Raw genomic sequence first — 17,168 nt, forward strand, 5'->3', positions numbered from 1 at the left:
CGGGCCGCATTGCAGCGTGGCCTGCTGTCTCGTCGGGAATATTTCAGTCGGACAGCAGGCGTCGCGCGCGCGGGACTACTTCTTGCGCGAAAGCGCGCATGTCGGCTTCGAAGGGCTGAAACTGCAGCATGAACAGTTCGATGCCCGCACGATGAAACGCCGCGATACGCTGCGCCACCGTGTCGTAATCGCCGACCAGCCCCGCCGCCGTGCCGCCGTTCGAACCTACGCGCGCCGATTGCGCGAACGTCTGGATCATCACCACGTTGGGATCGATATTCGCTTTCTGCCGCTCGCGCAACGGCTTGTCGAGTTCGGCGAGTGCAAAGAGATGCGCGAGGTGCGCCTCGGCTTCAGCCCGCGTCGGCCGCGCGATCACAAACGCGGAGAGGCCGAAGCGCAGCGGCGCCTGCCCCGCGCGCCGCGTACGCGCGGATACATCGGCGATCAAACGCGCGACATCGTCATGCGGCTGACCGTTGATGAACCACACATCGCCATGCGCCGCGACCAGCGAGCGCGCCGGCTCCGATTCGCCGCCCACATAAATACGCGGCCGCGCGCGAAATGGATCGGCGGGCCGCAGCGCGTAGTCGTCGATACGAAAATGATCGCCGTGATGATTCAGCGTTTCGCCGCGCAACAGCGCATCCACCACTTCGATCCATTCGCGGCCATACGCGTAGCGTTCATCGTGCTCGGGAAAGCCGATGCCCGCACGTTCGAGTTCCGGACGATTCCACGCGTTCACCAGATTGATCGCGAACCGTCCGCCGCTGATGTGCTCGATCTGCTGCGCCATCTTGGCCAGCACGACGGGATGATAAAGATAGGGCTTGATCGCAGCGATGATCTCGATACGCGAGGTCAGCGCCGCGAGTGCCGCCGATGCCGTCCACGCTTCGAGCTGATCGAGCGAAGCATCGTGCGGATTGATCGTATGCTGCGCGACCAGCACTGAATCGTAGCCGAGTTGCTCTGCCTCCAGCACCAGCGCCTTGTTGCGGGCCCAGGAAGCGTCGTAGGGTTCGTCGGCGTCCTGCAGGGCTGCGCGGCTGCCGTGCACGAGCGCCCATATACCGAAGCGCGGAAGTGAAGTGGTTGCCATCGGTGACTGATCGCCAGGTTGTGCTGCTATCGATTTGTCGAATCAGCATGTTGCCGCTCTGCCGCCGTTGCAGCCTGGCTCGCTCGCACATCGAACGCGCCGCCCGTGAGCACCTGATCGCGCAGTGTCACCGGTTTCTTGCCGGGCAGGAGCGGAAATACCAGCTCCGCAAAACGAATCGATTCTTCCAGATGCGGATAGCCGGACAACACGAAGCTGTCCGCGCCCGCATCGACGTATTCCTTCAGCCGCTGCGCCACCGTCTGCGGATCGCCGACCAGCGCCGTGCCCGCACCGCCACGTACCAGCCCAACTCCGGCCCAGAGATTCGGGCTGATCTCCAGCCTGTCGCGACGTCCGCCATGCAATGCCGCCATGCGTTGCTGACCGACAGAATCCATGCGCGCGTAGTTTTCCTGCGCGCGGCGAATGTCCTCGTCGTCGAGCTTGCTGATGAGACGGTCGGCTTCCGCCCATGCCTCTTCGTTGGTCTCGCGCACGATCACATGCAAGCGCACGCCAAGGCGCAGCTTGCGTCCATGCCGCGCGGCGCGGCGCTGGACGTCCGCGAATTTTTCAGCGACGGCGGCGGGCGGTTCGCCCCACGTCAGATACGCATTGACATGCTTCGCAGCGAGTTCATGCGCAGCCGGCGACGAGCCGCCGAAATACAGCGGCGGATACGGCTGCTGCACAGGCGGATGAAAATTGCGCGCCTGCTCGACATGTACGTACTTGCCCTTGTAGTCCACCGCCCTGCCTGAAAGAAGTTCGCGCCACACAGTCAGGAATTCATCTGCGGCGGCATAGCGTTCGTCGTGCGGAAGAAACACGCCGTCGGCGGCCAGTTCCGTCGCATCGCCGCCCGGCACGACGTTGAGCAGCAGGCGTCCGTTCAAAGCCTGATCGAGCGTCGCCGCCTGGCGTGCGGCCGCTGTCGGCCCCATGATCGACGTGCGCAGCGCGACCAGCAGCTTGATGCGCTGTGTCACAGGGATCAGGCTTGCCGCCGTCACCCATGGGTCATGACAACTGCTGCCGGTCGGAATCAGCAAACCGTCGTAACCGAGCTGGTCCGCCGTGACGGCGATCTGGCGCATGTATTCGTTGGTCGGCGCGCGGCCGAAATCGGATTTGCCGAGATAGCGCGTGTCGCCCGAAGTCGGCAGAAACCAGAAGATGTCGAGACTCATGAATGTTCCTTTGCGAGGCGCTGCGAGGCACCTGTCGTATCGGTATTCGTATGCTTCGCGGCATGACGGCGGAACGCCGCTGTCGTGTGGCGTTCCGGGAGTTGATCGCCTTCGCCGAACAGGCGCCGCCGCAGTGTGCCATCGGCGTAGGCGGTCTTGTAGAGGCCGCGGTTCTGCAACTCGGGCACGACGAGATCGATGAAATCCTCGTAGCTCTCCGGCACCACCGTGCGGCTCAGATTGAAACCGTCGATCCCCGTTTCGTCGATCCACGACTCCAGTTCGTCCGCAATCTGCGCGGCGCTGCCGACGATGGCCGGATAGCGCCCGCCAAGCTCGAACATCTCCAGCAGCTCGCGGCGCGTCCAGCCGTGCTGTTCCGCGGTGCTCGTGGCGGACTCGATCGCATTGCCGGGCGCGTAATCGACGGGCGCGTCAAGATCGTATTGCGAATAGTCGATGCCCGTGCTCGCGGCAAAATGCGCAAGCCCGGCTTCGCGGCTCGCGTAGCGCAGATAGTCGGCGTATTTCTCGCGCGCTTCGTGTTCGGTTGCACCTGCAACGACTGCGGCGCCAGCAAACACCTTCACGTCGTCGGGGCGGCGTCCGGCCTGCACGAGTTGTTCACGCAAGGTCTGCACCGTTTCGCGCGCGACCTTGCGATTCGGCGGCGAGATGAACACGCATTCGGCGTGGCGCGCGGCGAAACGCTGGCCGCGCCCGGAACTGCCCGCCTGGAACAGCACCGGCGTGCGTTGCGGCGATGGTTCCGCGAGGTGATAGCCATCGACGTTGTAATAATGCCCCGTATGCCGAACGCGATGGACCTTCGCCGGGTCCGCATACACGCGCGCGCTCCTGTCGCGCTGCACGGCATCTGCTTCCCAGCTGCCTTCCCACAGCTTGTAGAGCACGTCGAGATATTCATCCGCGCGTTCGTAGCGTTCGTCGTGCGGAAGCTGTTCGCTGAGGCCCATTGCGCGCGCCGCGCTGTCGAGATAACCGGTAACGATATTCCAGCCGATGCGTCCTTGCGTCAGATGATCGAGTGTCGAGAAACGGCGCGCGAGCAGATACGGCTGTTCGTAGCTGAGATTCACCGTTACGCCGAAGCCGAGATGGTTCGTCACGGCCGCCATCGCCGAAACCAGCAGCAACGGGTCGTTGACGGGCAACTGGATCGACTCGCGCAGCGTGACATCGACGTTGTGCTGATAGACGTCGTACACACCGACGATATCCGCCAGAAAAAGACCATCGAACAGGCCGCGTTCCAGCGTGCGGGCAAGATCGGTCCAGTACGGCAACTGCCGATAGTCGACGGAACGATCGCGCGGATGTGTCCACAGTCCGTGATTGATGTGGCCGACGCAGTTCATGTTGAACGCGTTCAGCAGAATCTGTTTGCGTGCCATTACAGGGCTCCGTGCCGTGGCGGCAGCGTGTCGTTGAGGTAGTAGTTGCCAACCGCGTGATACTTCCATCGCACCGGGTCATGCAGCGTGTGCGTGCGCGCGTTGCGCCAGAAGCGGTCGAGACCGAGGCCATCGAGTGTCGCGGACGTGCCGGCCAGTTCGAACAGTCGCGAGCCTGCATCGAGCGAAATCGTCGTGGTGAGCACGCGCGCCTCCGCCACCGCGACGGATGCCTCGGCCACCGAACGCTCCGTCGGCCCCGCCTGCGCGGCATCGATGAAGCGCGCCGCGCGACGCACCAGCGCCTCGGCCGCACGCAAACGTACGGCGAGATCGCCGAACTGCGCGACGGTCAGCGGGTCGTCGGTGGCGCGATCGACCTTTGCATCGACCCACGGTCGCGAACGTTCGCGCACGAACTGCAATGCGGCCTGGAAAGCGCCGCGCGCCTGGCCCAGATCGATGGCTGCGTGCATGATCTGTGCGAGCGGACCAATGGTGGTCGGTCGTTCGAACGACGCCTGAAACGGGACGACCCATTCGGGCTCGACGCGCACATGATTGAACTGCACCGAGCCGCTGCCCGTCACACGCTGGCCGAAACCGTCCCAATCGTCGATCACCTCGACGCCTTGCGCATTGCGCGGCACGAACGCGAGACAGGTGATATCGCGCCCGCGCTCTTCCGTGATGACCAGCGCGGGAATCCAGTGTGCGTACAGCGCGCCCGTGCAATAGAACTTGCGGCCGTCGATATGCCAGCCGGCCGTCGTGCGCGTGAGCCGCGTGCGTCGCTTGAAATCCTTGTGGCCGGTTTCGGCGAGCGCATTGCCGAAGCGCTCGCCCGCCAGCACACGGTCATAGAAAAAGCGCTGCTGTCCGGTGCTCGCGCCGACGCGCAGCACTTCGAGCGCATAGAAATGGTTCTGCGGAATCTGGCCGAGCGAGCCATCGGCGGCCGCTATCGTTGCCGTCACTTCGGCGAGCGTAGCACTGCTCACGCCCGCACCGCCAAACTCGCGCGGCACGGTCATACCCCACAAGCCGCTCGCGACGAACGCGTCGAGTTCGGTCCATGGCAGACGGCGCTCGCGGTCGCGCGCCGCCGCTTCAGGTGCGAACGCATCGGCGAGACGTTTCGCGACACGCAGCGCGTGAGCATCGTCGGCAATAAGGTCGGGCGCGCGCTGCACCTGGCGTGCGTGCGTCTGCGCAGCAGTCTCTTCAAAAATATCGGTGCTCATGTTTCAGTTCCACGAATGCCGCGCTGGCAACACATGATTCAGGTGATAGTTGCCGAGCAGATGCAGTTTCCAGCGCACGGGATCGTGCAGCGTGTGTGTCCGCGCATTGCGCCAGTGACGATCGAGGTTGTGCGCCGCTCGTGTCGATGCGGAACCGGCCAGTTCGAACAGCTTTTCGCTCGCTTCGAGGGCGATGCGCGTGGTCAGCACCTTCGCCTCGGCCACGGCGACCGATGCTCGCGCGCTCGCCTCGGCATCGATGGGTGCGGCGGCGATCGCGTCGAGCGTGCGGCCGGCGTCGAGCAAGACCTCGCGTGCGGCATGCAAATCGATCTGCAAACGGCCTACGTCGGCGATGATGTAGGGATCGTCGGTCGCGCGCTCCAGTCCCGAATCGATCCACGGACGCGCACGCTCGCGCACGAAGGCGAGCGTATCGGCAACGGCGGCTTCGGCGATGCCCTGATCAATGGCGGCCTGTATCAGCTGCGAATTGGGGCCGAACAGGCCCGGACGATCCGCGAGTTGCCAGAGCGGCAGCACATCTTGCGGATCGACGCGCACATTGTCGAAAATCACGCTGCCGCTCGCCGTGGTGCGTTGGCCAAACGAACGCCAGTCGTCGATCACCGTGAGGCCCGGCGCATCGCGCGGCACCCAGACCTGCACCGCGCGTCCGGCATCGTCGGTGGCTCGCGCGGGGACGCGATGCGCGAACAGCGCGCCCGTCGAATAGAAGCGCTTGCCGTCGAGGCGCAAGCCATCTTGCGTCTCACGCAGCCGCGTGGTGCCTTGCAGCACCGTCGACACCGCCGCCGAACGACGTTCCGGTCCCGCGTTGCCGAGCCGGTGGCCCGCCAGCACTTCGCCATACAGGCGCGCTTTCTGCGCCGGTGTGCCGATTTCACGCAGCACGCCCAACACGCCGAAATGATTCTGCGGAACCTGTCCGAGCGCGGGGTCGGCGGCGCAGAGAATCACGAACACTTCGGCGAGCGTCGCAAACGATACGTCCGCGCCGCCGTATTCACGCGGCACGGTGATCGCACCAAGGCCGCTCTCGGACCACTCGTCGAGTTCCGCCCAAGGCAGAATGCGCTGCCGGTCGCGCTCGGCCGCTTTCGCTGCAAAGCTTGTAGCGAGCGTATGGGCGACGGCCAACGCGTCGGCGTCGCTCGCAATGCGCTTGGCGCGCGCGGGATCGGGACGCTGCGGCGATTGCGCAGCGGCAACAGGAGATTCGACAGTAGACATGATGGCTCACACGAAGACGGAAAAGCCCCTCGAGCCCATCGCGGCTCGCTTCGAACAGGGCCAATCCTGTATTGGATCAGCCCAGACGTGCCAGCCCTACTATCGAATTTGCAATTGCTTATGACAGGCGCCGATTTTCTCGATCATCCGGCGCTCAGCCGTTCAGGAATAGAACGACGGCGTCGGCAGTTCGTCGTTGACGGCCCATTCGCCGAGTTCCTGCAGCTTGTAGTCGACGGGATCGTGCAGCGTTTGCGTGCGCAGATTGCGCCAGAAGCGGTCGAGCCGCAGCGCGCCGTGCGTGGCGCGTGCGCCCGCCACTTCGAATAGCCGGCTGCTGAGATCGAGGCCGACACGCGTCGCGGCCACCTTGGCCGTGGCGACGGCAACGGCCACGTGGCCGCGCGCCGTCTCGTCGAGCGACGCACCGCGCGCCCACGCTTCATCGAACATCTGCACGGCGCGCGCGGCCAGCAGACGCACGCTTTCCAGTTCGGCCCAGAACTCCCCATAGTGACGCAACGTACTGGCCTGCTGCGCGGGAGACTTGAACCACGGGCGCGATTCATGGCGCGTGTAGTGCTTCATCTCCGCGAACACGCCCTCGCCAATGCCAAGAAACATCTGCGCGAAGATCAGTTGCGCCAGCAACGGGCGTAGGCACGCGAAAGGCGTGCTCAGCGGCCCGGACTCGAGTAGCAATTCGTTCTGGTCGATTCGCACGTTTTCGAACAGCGCGCTGCCGCTGTCCGTCTGCCGCTGCCCGAAACTGTTCCAGTTCGTGAATCAACGTGATGCCGGCGCGCGATGTCGGAATTGCCGCGATCAGCAGCTTGCGGCTCTCGGCGTCCAGGCCCGATGCGACCAGCATGTCGGAATCGAGCGCGCCCGAGCAGAAGCTTTTCCTGCCCGAGAACTCATAGCCGCCGTCCGTTCGTTGCGCGACGGTGCGCGTGTCCAGCGGGTTGAGCGTATTACCCCAGAACCAGTTGTTGCGCGCAGTCTGTTCCAGCCACGGCTCCCATTGATCGGGGCGTCCGAACAGTCGCACGGTCGCGAGCAGCAGATGGTGAAAGCCGAACAGATGCGCAATCGAACTGTCGACCCGCGCGAATGTTCTGACGACATCGAGTGTCTCGGCCCACGTGGCGCCCGTTCCGCCGTATTGCGCGGGAATCGACAGCGCCAGCAGGCCGCTTGCCCTGATCGCGTCACGCTCGGCCTTCGGGGTGCCGCCCTTTTCGTCGCGCTCGACGGCACTCGCGGCAAATTGCTGCGCGAGTGCTTGCGCTGTTTCGTTCTGCGCTGCGTGATTTGGTTCAAGCTGTGTTGACATGATATGCAAGACCGAAAAGACATCAGGCGGCGCGAATCGGCGCCGCTTCGAAGCGGACTGCGTGCGACACACGAGACAGACCGCGGCTAACCGGCAAGTGTAAGAACGCCTTCGGCATGCTGCCTACTATCGGGTACTTGAATGCTTATATGAATCTGTGCCTTAGACGCGTGAACCGTTGGGATCGAAGCACCATTTCTGCCATAGCGCCAGGACGGCTTTGATTCTGAACTTTTATTGGTTCGCGGATGCGATCGGCTTCGTTACATTGAAAGCTCATATCACACGCATCCATAAGGACAATCGATGGCATCGGTTCGGGGCTTTGCATTCTTCGCACGCGCGCGCCGCGCGTCCGTGCTGCGCAACTTCATGACCACGGTGGCCGCCGCGCTCGCACTGTGCTACTTCGGCAGCACGCAGGCCGCACCGCTCCCCGAACTGAAGCTCGACTACGCGTACTACTCGCCGGAAAGCCTCGCCATCAAACGCAATGGCTGGCTGGAACAGGAATTCGCCGCCGATCACACGCAGGTCAAGTGGGTGCTGAGCCTTGGCAGCAATCGCGCACTCGAGTACCTGAATAGCGGCGCGGTCGATATCGACTCCACTGCAGGTCTCGCCGCCGTGCTCGGCAAGGCGAACGGTAATCCGATTCGCGCCGTGTACGTCTTTTCGCGTCCCGAATGGACCGCGCTGGTGGTACGCAAGGATTCGCCCATCAAGAGCCTCGCCGATCTGAAGGGCAAGAAGATCGCCGCGACCAAAGGCACCGATCCGTTCCTCTTCACATTGCGCGCACTGCATACCGTGGGCCTCTCACGCGATGACGTCGAGATCGTGAATCTGCAGCATCCCGATGGACGCACGGCACTCGTCAACGGACAGGTCGACGCATGGGCCGGCCTCGATCCGCACATGGCCGCGGCCGAGATCGACAATGGCGCGCGTCTGCTCTATCGCAATGTCGACGTCAATACATGGGGCCTGCTCAACGCACGTGAAGACTTTATCCGCGAGCATCCGGAAGCGCTTGCCCGCGTGTTGAAGGTGTATGAGAAAGCGCGTGTCTGGATCGCCGCGCATCCCGCCGAGACGGCGAAGATCGTCTCGGAAGAATCGAAGGTTTCGCTCGCGGTCGCGAAGCTGCAACTGAGCCGCAACGACTTCAGCCATCCGCAGCCCGGCGCGCAGCAGATCGCCGCGCTGAAGGCCGCCGCGCCCATTCTCGTCGAGGAACAGCTCGTGAAAAGCGGCACCGATCTCAATCAGGTTATCGATGCGTTGATCGATTCGAAGGTTGCGCAGCCGGTGATCGCAAGCAACAGCGCGAAATAACGCACAGGTCCGGTCGATGCAAGTCACTGAACAGACGCTTGCGCTGAAAACGCACGGTGCAAAGCAGCATGCGTTGCAAGCGGGGCCACGCGATACATTGCGCCTGTGGCGCTACGCAGGCTTTGCGTTGCCCGTCGTCTTTCTTGCGGCAATCGAAGCGCTGGTGCGCACATCCGTGCTGCCGATGCATCTCGTGCCCGCGCCGAGCACGATCTTGGAGTCACTTTGGGATCTGGGCGGCGCACGCGTTGCGCGTCATATCGGTGCGAGTGTCGCGCGCGTTTATGCGGGCTTCGGGCTCGGCTCGTTGCTTGCGCTGATGATCGGCGCGGCCATGGGACTCGACGAATGCGTATATGTAAATCCAGCCAGAATCATGTGCGCGCCAGGATCGGACGACGCGTTTTCGCACGGCCGGCTTCGGTTGCCCGAGAACGTGCCGTGCGGCGCAACGCTGAGCAAGCGTGGCCAGCACTTCGTCGCGCTCTGCGATGCCCCAGCAGACTGACCACTCCTTTTAAGGTGACTGCTCGCCAGCGGCAGACCCAAAGTCCCGTTGCGGACATACAATCCCTGCAAAATTTCGCAGCGAACTGTTCTATTAAGATAAGTTTTCTTATCATAACGGCGCTGTTTCTGCGCTAAACTCGGGCATGCAAAAATGGCTGCCGCCCATGGCGCCACATCGCGCGTAGGTCGGTATGATAGGCGCAGATTCCTACGCTCGGATCGGATGGCGTTGAGTTCGTTTCCCGCTATTGCGCGGTCATGGTGCTCTACGCGTTCTTCCTGGCACCAGGACTTTCGCGCGAACCGCCGGAATTGCACGAACAGAACAGTTGCGCCAGCCCGCCTCGTCGGCTGCGCCAAGACAAGTCTGCAGGCGCGCGCGACTGATCGTTCCGATTATGCGGCGCTCAAAGCGCCGCAGAGAAAGGTTCTCGCTGGTGCCGCTGACATCAATCGGTATTCGTTATAGCAACACCGCTGAACGTTGCATCGCCGCCTTCCGCGAAAACGCGGACGCGGTCGTCGCCGATTGCCGGGAAGATCAGGTCCGTGATGACCGTGCGACCGCGATCGGCAAATACCTCAACCGAATTGCGGTCAAGCACCACCTGCAGATCAAGCCTGCCGTCGTGCAGCGGCAGATTGACAATGTGTGTCTTGCTGAAGGCGCCCGAAAACCATGTGTTGCCCGAACGCGACCGGTCCAGGTTCAGCGTCTGCGTGCTGGTGTCGTAGAAAATCCGCGTGCCCACGTCACCACTGGCTGAAGCCCGCACGATCAGACCGGCGCGCTGTGCCGTGCCGGGCCGGATGGTCAGCTCGATGTTCTGCACGTCGCCACGCGCCGACGCCGCGAGGTCGCGCGTTGCCGACGACACGTCGAACGCGTCGATGCGCGTTGCGGGAAGCTGCTTCACCATCGACACATACGATGACGGCGGCACGGACGTCAGCTGCGGCCTGCCGTCGATGGTCTTCAGCGCGAGTTCGCGCGGCAATGCCATCGCGCCTTTCCAGGGCGCGGTCGGCACGTGGCTCGCGTAATCCCAGTTGCTCATCCAGCCGATCGTCACAGCCTTGCCTGACGGCGCGTTCGAAAACGTCCCTGCCGCGTAGTAGTCCGCGCCATGATCGAGCCACTGGTACCGCGCGGGATCGGAGCCGGCCGGCGCAACGTCGTCTGCGACGAAGCGCGTGCCGTCGAACTGCCCGACAAAATACATTGCGCCCGATCCGCCCGCGATTGACCATGGATTCACGTTGACAATCATCACCCACTTCCGCCGTGACGGGTCGCCATCGAGCGGCAGGGCAAACAGGTCGGGCATTTCCCACAGCGCGCCCCGATGCGGCACATCGGGTAGCGTGAAGTCGCTCAGAAACGTCCAGTCAATCAGATTGTCGGACCGGTAGAACTTGACGACATGCGCATCGGCGACAACGGTCGCCATCAGCCAGTAGCCGCCAGGCGCGAACCACGACACCTTCGGATCACGGAACTGCTTTGACTCGGGACTCAGCGTCAATACCGGGTTATGCGCGTACTGATGCCAGGTCACGCCGTCATCGGTGCTGTATGCAATCGACTGCGCCTGAACGCCGGCTTCATGCCCGGAGCCCGCCTTGTAGGCACTGGTATAAAGCGCGACGAGCGCCGGCGCCTTTGCAGAGCCGAGCCCCGACGTGTTGCGCTCATCGACGACGACCGAGCCGGAGAATATCTCCTCGGCCTGGCTCGCGCGCAGGGCAACGGCCTGTTCGTCCCAGTGAATCAGGTCGCGGCTCGTCGCATGGCCCCACGACATGTCGCCCCAGAAGTTCCCATGGGGGTTGTACTGATAGAACAGGTGATACCGGCCTTTGTAATAGACGAGGCCGTTGGGGTCGTTCATCCAGTTGCGTTGCGGCGTGTAGTGAAGCGCGGAGCGCCATTGTGGCGTGTCGGCTGTGTTCGCCGCAAAGGACGAAGATGGCGGCGCGCAGCCTGTGACGGTCGCAGCCAGCGCGGCAAAGAGCCACGACGACAGCACGGGCGGCCTGAAGAATCGGTGTTGCGGGGCGTGCATCGAATGTCTTTTAATCAGGGAAGGCGTTCTTGCCTGGATGGCCCGCACACGACCGTGCCATGCCGGCGGTTTCCGGCAGTCAGGCCGCGGCGCGCGGTCTCGCGTAACGCGCGGTTGACCGTATTGACGTGCAGACCCAAAAAATCAGCGAGCAGACGTTGCGGTGGCAACGCCTCGCCAGGACGCAACGTGCCCGCGTGAATCGCAGCTTCGATTTCGCGTGCCACGGCCAGATACACGGGACGCGTGCGGGTGGTCAATTCGGGAATCCAGAACTTCATGCGGCACTCGTAAGGAGCCGGCGCGAGCATGTCGGCAGCGCAAGCGCGTCGAGGCGATCGAGGCTTGCAGCAAGCTGCGGCTGCAAGCCTCGCGAGCAGGCTTACTGGCTGTTGCCGCCCTGCCCGTTGCCATTGCCGGGCGCCGACTGGTTCGCCGGAATGTCGCCGTAGCCGCCGAGGCCGCCCTTGCCATACGTCCGGTCCACGACCGTCGTGTCACCCTTGATGTTGATCTTGACGGTCGGCGCAAGCGTGCCGCCGCGCCGCGAGCCGATTGCATCGATAAACGACTCGACGAGACCGCCCGGCATCACATAGTGCGAGTACGACTGGAACTCGCGCGGATTCTGGTTCGGGTCCTGCGCGTACGGCGCACCGGCCGGCGCGGAAAAGTCGGTAGGGTTGCCGAGTACGAGGCCGCTGCCGCCGTTCAGCGGCAAGAAGTCGCTGCGGATGCCGTTGCCGACGAAGCCGTAGACGCCGTCTGGCCCGTCGACACCCGCTGCCATCGTTGTGCGGTGGCTGATCGTGAACAGATAGTACTTGCCGTCCTTCAGGTAAATCTGCGGGCGCTCGGTCTGGTCATCGACGCAGTTCGCCGACAGGATTGGTGGCAGAAACTTCCATTCGCTCAGTTGCGGATTCGTCGCAACCGCGAGACCGACGTTGGCCTTTTGATACACCGCGCCCGAGTTCATAACGGCGTTCAGGTCTTCCCGTTGCGGATCGCTCGGCGCGTAGCCGAGGTCAGCTTCCGTGCAGGTGCGCGCGCCGCGCGGGCCGCCCGTGTTGCCTTCGAATACCATGTAGGTCTTGCCGGGATGTGCGGGATCGGTGAACACGAACGGATCACGGTATGAGAAATAGGTGTTCTGCTCGCCGGTCTGGTAGTAAGTGCCGTCCGGCTTGAGCAAAGCCTTGTGGTCATCGAAGCCTGAGAACCATACGTGACTGTCGTCGGCGTGGATGTGACCATCGGCGCGCGTGATGATCGCCTGCGGCGGCGTAATGTCGGCGCCACCGGGAGCCGACCGGTTGAACGACGTCGCGGTGTAGTAGAGGCTGACATTGTCGCCGTGCGTGAGACGCGCCGAGCCCGACCATTCGGCGTTATCGGTCATCGGCGACGTGCCGAATACCTTGACGCTCGCACCGTCCGGGAACAGATGACCGCCCCAGGTCCAGCCGCCGTTCGCGGGCCGCTGCGATGCGGGAACGCCCGCGCGGCGGTAGAAGAAGCCGATGCGCGCGTGAACGTGACGGTCGTCGAATGTATAGCCCGCATGCGGATCGGCTGTCAGGGAAAAGATCACCTCCCAGCCCTTGTATGCCAGCTGGTTCGCGCGCATGTCGGCCAGCGGCCACGTGTCCCACACCCAGACGTTCGAGTTGATCAACGGGAAATCCTGCTGGATGTCCGGCATGGTCAGCGAAAGCGGCAGCGAGTTCTTGTCTGTGGCCGTCGCGACATGCGACTGTGCCTTGATCTGACGGATGTCGGCACGCGTCCAGCGCATTGTGAAACTGCTCTCGGGGTCGTATGCCTGCTGCGAATGCGGCGTTGGCGCGGGAAAACCGGGCGTCGCAGTCTGAGCCAGCGCGGGTAGCGCAACAGCCGACAGTACCGCTGCCGACAGGAAGTGCACACGCAGGCGTGGGTTCATCCGGGTAATTCGCGAGTCATAGCAAGAGTACATGGGGAGCGTCCTTAGGAAGGTGTTACGGATGTTTTTCCAAACCGGTTTGGATGCTAGTTCAAACCGGTTTGAAAGTCAAAAATCTAATCAAATAGCGGTATGATGAGCAGGTTCTCTCATCACCCGGACACATGGCGACGGGAGCGAGACCGCAAGGGGAAAGATGAAAACGAATCTGAAGGCGCTGGCAAGCGCCTTGGGCCTGTCGAGGACGACGGTCAGCCGGGCGCTGAACGGCTATGACGACGTGAGCGAGGCAACCCGAAAGCGAGTGATCGAGGCCGCGCGGGCGCTTGGCTACCAGGCAGATCCGACCGCGCGCAGGCTGGCGACGGGCCGCGCCGACGCGATCGGCATCGTGTACCCGTTCGGAGCCGGCGATCTGGGCGATCCGCGCTTTTGCGAGGTGGTCGCGGGCATGACCGAGGCACTCGGCGAACGCGACATGGACCTGATCATTGCATCTGCCCGGCCGAACGCGGAACTGGAGACGTACCGGCGCCTCGTGGAAGGCCGGTCGGTCGACGGCCTGATCGTCGCGCGCACGCAGATGGATGACAGACGGATCGCGCTCCTCCAGGAGTGGGATTTTCCGTTCGTCGCTTACGGCCGGACTAATAGCGCGCGGCCCTACTGGTGGTTTGATTTCGACAACGAAACGGGAGCGCGAGCCGCGACGCAGCGGTTAATCGAGTTCGGCCATCGCCGGATTGCGTTGATCAGCGCGCCGCTTGCCATGACTTTTGCGGCCCAGCGTCGGGAGGGCTTCGAGAGCGCGTTGCGAAACGCGGGCATTGCTCCCTTGGCTGAACTGATGATCGAGTGTTCGTTTGACAGTGCAGGCGGCCATAATGCGGCGACCATGCTGTTAAGCCTCACCGAACCGCCAAGTGCGGTCCTTGTGGACAATAACCTGGCAGGCGCGGGCGCATTTCGCGCGATCGTCGACAGTGGACGCAAGCTTGGCAGCGATGTCTCGCTGATCGTCTATGACGGTGTGCCTTCGGAAGTTTCGCATCCGTACGCGGTAACGGCCGTCACGCAGCCGACGGGCCATGCGTCGGGAACCGCCATAGCCGAACTCGTATTGAACGCGATCAGAGATCGGGACCGTTGTGCGCATCGGCTTGCGTTACCCCGTATCGAGCCGGGCGATACAGACGGCCCGAGAATTTGAGGTCAGCTCAGCAATCGGACAATCTGGCCGGAAAACGGAATCCGAGGCATGAGTTCCGACGGCGCACATGAAGTGAAGGGAACACCAGCATGCACTGCCGTCCCAGCGGAAATGGGGGCGTACACTGGGACATCCTGGGCGGCCTGATGCCCGCAGCCTTCGAATCGATCCAGCCATGCTTGATGAACAACGCCGTCAATTCATCCTCGGGAGCACGCTTGGTGCAGCGGGGTTAGTCTGGACGAAAGCGTTGTGCGCTGCAAGCCGCAACGACACGATCGCGCTCGTGCTGAAATCCATGTCCGATCCGTTCACGAGAACGATGATCGATGCCGCCCAGGCGTTCCAAAGGCACTTCCCTCATCCGTTCCAGCTTGTCGTAGATGGCGCCCCAACTGAAACTGATGCCGACGAGCAAATACGCGTCATCGGCAACCTGATCTCGCAGCGCGTCAGCGCAATCGTGCTGGCGCCAGCAGACTCAAAGGCGCTGGTTCCCGTCACGAGCGAGTGCATAGGACGCGGCATCATCACGCTCACGATCGACAATCCTCTGGACCCGGATGCGCTGAACGCCGCAAATGTCCATGTACCGTTTGTCGGACCCGACAACCGTCGAGGCGCGAGGCTGGTTGCTAACTATCTCGCGAGTAGGCTTCACGGCGGCGATCAAGTCGGCATCGTCCAAGGTGTGCCGACAAGCCGCAACGCGCAGCAGCGCACGGCGGGGTTCACAGATGAGATGAAGGCTGCACATGTCCAGGTCGTTGCGCTCGAAGCCGGCGACTGGGAGTACAACAAGGGCAGATTGGCAGCATCGACGATACTCGCACGAAAACCTGAAATACGGGCGCTTCTGTGCGGCAACGACAATATGGCCATGGGAGCGGTCGACGCGGTTCGTGCGGCGAGAAGAACCGGAGCAGTCTTTATCACCGGATACAACAACAGCGACGCGATCAAGCCGCTGCTCAAAAACGGGCGAATCCTCGCGACCGTAGATCAGTTCGCGGCGAAGCAGGCCGTTTACGGCGTCGACGTGGCCTTGCAGGCGTTACTGCAACAGCAAAAACAGGGGGACCTGTCTGCTTTCATCGAGACGCCATTAACGCTGATTACACGCACCAGCGGGTAGCACTTGCACAAATAGTCGGGTCTGAATAATTCGTTTTGGTCGGCACTTGCCCTCACGCCAGGACAGTAGTGATTGAGCGGGTGCACAAGGCGATCAGAACAAGGGCGTAAAAAAGCCGCAGCTTCCTGAGGATCATCCGCAGGTTATGGCCGGCGCCGCATAGCACTGCATGTATCGCATCACCCAACGCACCTTTGAGCCAATTCCAATCGGGCATGCCGTCCGCCTTCATGTGACCGCTGGCCGGCTCGATCGCGCTTCGCCTGCGGATCATCGCGCGCAGGCCGCGCGTGATCCCGCATCGTAATCCCGGGTGATAGATCTTCGCGCCATCGACGACGACACCCTTGTAGATCAACAATGACCACTTCCGGCTTCACGTCGCTCAGGATCACCGCCTGCTCCAGGGCCGTCGGCCAGCGTATGGACGTCGTACGGATTGCCCGGCATGGCATCGAGCGCGCCCCGACCACGAGCCCTTCCGAATCTAGTTGAGATCGTCGCCCGAAGAAACCATTCGTGTCAGTTTGCTCTCGTCAAGCGTCAGGATTGCGAATCGTGGCTTCCGCACTGATCTCACGCCCTGGCCTTGCGTAGCATCGTCGGCGCTCTGCCCAGCGTCACGGTCGTGCTCGACCTCCTGATACCTTACTCTTCGCATACCGAAACATATCGTCGCATCTTCAGCATGCCGTACATGAAATGGATTTGCGCCTCAAGTTTGTTCGACCGCTCTGTACAAAATCAGCGTCGAAACTCGCAACCAGTTGTTAGTGTGAACACGCGGTAGTTACACCGCATCCGCGGACAATTCGATCTCGCCAAGCTGCGCCTCAAAGGTACCACTACGCCCGCTGTCTGGAAGGCCGTATTGGCCGCATGATGAAGTGACCGACCGAATGCGTTTCTCGCATCAACCGGCTATTTGCCCCAGAACCCGGAAGACCACGGATGGCAGGCAGGTGAAATCACGGGGCGCGCGGTTCTCGATGCCTTACAAGGTCTGCGCGGATGATAGCAAAAATCCAACAAGCCGAAAGCGTATGTTAAGGAGAAAGCGACACCTGCTCACGTGTCGAAAGGCACATTCGACGTCAGCTCGACCTCGCCACTGCCGCGAAGGGCGGAGCCCTCGCGAGAGTTTAGATGCTCCTGCCATCTCTGAAGCGCCCATCTGGCAAGCCATCCCGCGACGCCCGCAACCCTTTTAAGAGGGTACCGGATCTACCCGGCGCGGCCACCCGCATCGCCCCGCGTGGGGGCGGTCCGTTCGCTTTCCTAACTGGCATCTTTCCTGCATATATGTGAGCCGAATGCGAACCCGGCGCCGCTCTCCCGTCCCACTTTTGCAGACCCAACGGCGCCCACCTTGCACCCGCGGCATCGGCGCTTCGGTTACAGAACGGTGGTGTCA

At 62.7% G+C, this 17,168-nt stretch carries 12 protein-coding genes and 2 pseudogenes; 4 read left to right on the plus strand and 10 right to left on the minus strand.

Going from position 1 to position 17,168, the window contains the following annotated elements:
* Window positions 1–43: 43 nt before the first annotated feature.
* From J8I87_RS25215 to J8I87_RS25240, 6 genes and pseudogenes are all read right to left on the minus strand, one after another.
* Window positions 44–1,108 (minus strand): LLM class flavin-dependent oxidoreductase, encoded by a 1,065-nt coding sequence (locus J8I87_RS25215; RefSeq protein ID WP_209934749.1) that lies wholly within the window; start codon window positions 1,106–1,108, stop codon window positions 44–46.
* A gap of 26 nt (window positions 1,109–1,134) precedes the next feature.
* On the minus strand, window positions 1,135–2,301 hold the full coding sequence (gene ssuD, locus J8I87_RS25220; RefSeq protein ID WP_209934751.1) for an FMNH2-dependent alkanesulfonate monooxygenase: 1,167 nt from the start codon (window positions 2,299–2,301) through the stop codon (window positions 1,135–1,137).
* Entirely contained in the window at window positions 2,298–3,716 is a 1,419-nt protein-coding gene (locus tag J8I87_RS25225) for an LLM class flavin-dependent oxidoreductase (protein ID WP_209934752.1), read from the minus strand. The genes ssuD and J8I87_RS25225 overlap by 4 nt, the downstream gene beginning before the upstream one ends.
* Entirely contained in the window at window positions 3,716–4,960 is a 1,245-nt protein-coding gene (locus tag J8I87_RS25230) for an SfnB family sulfur acquisition oxidoreductase (protein ID WP_209934753.1), read from the minus strand. Before J8I87_RS25230 ends, J8I87_RS25225 begins: the two co-directional genes overlap by 1 nt.
* Window positions 4,961–4,963: 3 nt before the next feature.
* Entirely contained in the window at window positions 4,964–6,214 is a 1,251-nt protein-coding gene (locus J8I87_RS25235; protein WP_209934754.1) for an SfnB family sulfur acquisition oxidoreductase, read from the minus strand.
* A gap of 162 nt (window positions 6,215–6,376) precedes the next feature.
* A pseudogene (locus J8I87_RS25240) lies at window positions 6,377–7,550 on the minus strand (acyl-CoA dehydrogenase family protein).
* A 306-nt stretch (window positions 7,551–7,856) separates the two neighbouring features.
* Here J8I87_RS25240 and J8I87_RS25245 point away from each other — a divergent pair.
* Window positions 7,857–8,888: an aliphatic sulfonate ABC transporter substrate-binding protein gene (locus tag J8I87_RS25245; protein ID WP_209934755.1), complete on the plus strand. Its 1,032-nt coding sequence runs from the start codon at window positions 7,857–7,859 to the stop codon at window positions 8,886–8,888.
* 16 nt (window positions 8,889–8,904) lie between these two features.
* A complete protein-coding gene (locus tag J8I87_RS25250) occupies window positions 8,905–9,396 on the plus strand; it encodes a hypothetical protein (protein WP_245254144.1) in 492 nt (163 codons plus the stop codon).
* Window positions 9,397–9,847: 451 nt separating this feature from the next.
* Here J8I87_RS25250 and J8I87_RS25255 read toward each other — a convergent pair whose 3' ends face one another.
* From J8I87_RS25255 to J8I87_RS25265, 3 genes are all read right to left on the minus strand, one after another.
* The gene (locus tag J8I87_RS25255) at window positions 9,848–11,464 is read right to left on the minus strand and encodes a glycoside hydrolase family 32 protein (protein WP_245254145.1); all 1,617 of its coding nucleotides are present in this window, start codon (window positions 11,462–11,464) and stop codon (window positions 9,848–9,850) included.
* Between the two features lie 14 nt (window positions 11,465–11,478).
* Window positions 11,479–11,745, minus strand: coding sequence for a GntR family transcriptional regulator (locus J8I87_RS25260; protein WP_209934757.1), 267 nt, complete (start codon window positions 11,743–11,745; stop codon window positions 11,479–11,481).
* A 101-nt stretch (window positions 11,746–11,846) separates the two neighbouring features.
* Window positions 11,847–13,409: a glycoside hydrolase family 68 protein gene (locus J8I87_RS25265; RefSeq protein WP_209934758.1), complete on the minus strand. Its 1,563-nt coding sequence runs from the start codon at window positions 13,407–13,409 to the stop codon at window positions 11,847–11,849.
* Between the two features lie 196 nt (window positions 13,410–13,605).
* Here J8I87_RS25265 and J8I87_RS25270 point away from each other — a divergent pair, with 196 nt between their 5' ends.
* Both J8I87_RS25270 and J8I87_RS25275 read left to right on the plus strand, forming a co-directional pair.
* Window positions 13,606–14,619 (plus strand): substrate-binding domain-containing protein, encoded by a 1,014-nt coding sequence (locus J8I87_RS25270; RefSeq protein ID WP_209934759.1) that lies wholly within the window; start codon window positions 13,606–13,608, stop codon window positions 14,617–14,619.
* A gap of 175 nt (window positions 14,620–14,794) precedes the next feature.
* The gene (locus tag J8I87_RS25275; RefSeq protein ID WP_209934760.1) at window positions 14,795–15,754 is read left to right on the plus strand and encodes a substrate-binding domain-containing protein; all 960 of its coding nucleotides are present in this window, start codon (window positions 14,795–14,797) and stop codon (window positions 15,752–15,754) included.
* 52 nt (window positions 15,755–15,806) lie between these two features.
* On the opposite strand, the pseudogene J8I87_RS25280 reads toward J8I87_RS25275, so the two are convergent.
* Window positions 15,807–16,236: pseudogene (locus J8I87_RS25280) on the minus strand (IS5/IS1182 family transposase); the annotation flags it as partial.
* Between the last annotated feature and the right edge of the window lie 932 nt (window positions 16,237–17,168).

Source organism: Paraburkholderia sp. LEh10 (assembly GCF_017814945.1).
Taxonomy (GTDB): Bacteria; Pseudomonadota; Gammaproteobacteria; order Burkholderiales; family Burkholderiaceae; genus Paraburkholderia.

What these genes read in the sequence shown, in the direction of transcription:
- J8I87_RS25270 (WP_209934759.1), top strand. Translation starts at nt 13,606, where the DNA reads ATGAAAACGAATCTGAAGGCGCTGGCAAGCGCCTTGGGCCTGTCGAGG.
- J8I87_RS25215 (WP_209934749.1), bottom strand. Translation starts at nt 1,108, where the DNA reads ATGGCAACCACTTCACTTCCGCGCTTCGGTATATGGGCGCTCGTGCAC.
- J8I87_RS25230 (WP_209934753.1), bottom strand. Translation starts at nt 4,960, where the DNA reads ATGAGCACCGATATTTTTGAAGAGACTGCTGCGCAGACGCACGCACGC.
- J8I87_RS25275 (WP_209934760.1), top strand. Translation starts at nt 14,795, where the DNA reads ATGCTTGATGAACAACGCCGTCAATTCATCCTCGGGAGCACGCTTGGT.
- J8I87_RS25245 (WP_209934755.1), top strand. Translation starts at nt 7,857, where the DNA reads ATGGCATCGGTTCGGGGCTTTGCATTCTTCGCACGCGCGCGCCGCGCG.
- J8I87_RS25250 (WP_245254144.1), top strand. Translation starts at nt 8,905, where the DNA reads ATGCAAGTCACTGAACAGACGCTTGCGCTGAAAACGCACGGTGCAAAG.
- J8I87_RS25265 (WP_209934758.1), bottom strand. Translation starts at nt 13,409, where the DNA reads ATGAACCCACGCCTGCGTGTGCACTTCCTGTCGGCAGCGGTACTGTCG.
- J8I87_RS25225 (WP_209934752.1), bottom strand. Translation starts at nt 3,716, where the DNA reads ATGGCACGCAAACAGATTCTGCTGAACGCGTTCAACATGAACTGCGTC.
- J8I87_RS25255 (WP_245254145.1), bottom strand. Translation starts at nt 11,464, where the DNA reads ATGCACGCCCCGCAACACCGATTCTTCAGGCCGCCCGTGCTGTCGTCG.
- J8I87_RS25260 (WP_209934757.1), bottom strand. Translation starts at nt 11,745, where the DNA reads ATGAAGTTCTGGATTCCCGAATTGACCACCCGCACGCGTCCCGTGTAT.
- ssuD (WP_209934751.1), bottom strand. Translation starts at nt 2,301, where the DNA reads ATGAGTCTCGACATCTTCTGGTTTCTGCCGACTTCGGGCGACACGCGC.
- J8I87_RS25235 (WP_209934754.1), bottom strand. Translation starts at nt 6,214, where the DNA reads ATGTCTACTGTCGAATCTCCTGTTGCCGCTGCGCAATCGCCGCAGCGT.